Genomic DNA, 269 nt, shown 5'->3' with positions numbered 1-269 from the left:
CGTAAATTTTCAATACCAATGTAGTTAAGCACCAGCTTTATGTCGGTCACTTGAACATCGCCATGTTTAGGCCGTCGGTGACGAGATGCTGGACTATTAATTAAATTGATTAAATCACGTGATAACCAGCTAATACTTTCGATAATCGGTCGAAGTCGATTAATATTCAGGTCAGGATGTAATAATAGGTCGAGCAGTAAAATTTGATTTTCACAAATTGCCGATGCTTCTAATATCATTTGAGGATGAGCTAATTGATGCTCTATCGC

1 protein-coding gene is annotated in these 269 nt (G+C 37.5%); it reads right to left on the bottom strand.

Annotated elements, in window-relative coordinates; genetic code table 11:
• Positions 1-269, bottom strand: a 269-nt coding sequence (locus tag AAEY78_RS13330) for a hypothetical protein (RefSeq protein WP_352339787.1), incomplete at both ends; no start/stop codon positions are given.

Origin of the sequence: Psychrobacter sp. 16-MNA-CIBAN-0192, assembly GCF_040309565.1 — a bacterium.
In the GTDB taxonomy this organism is placed as follows: Bacteria; Pseudomonadota; Gammaproteobacteria; order Pseudomonadales; family Moraxellaceae; genus Psychrobacter.
The sequence above is the reverse complement of the archived record's forward strand: the minus strand, read 5'-3'. Positions and strand labels throughout refer to the sequence as shown.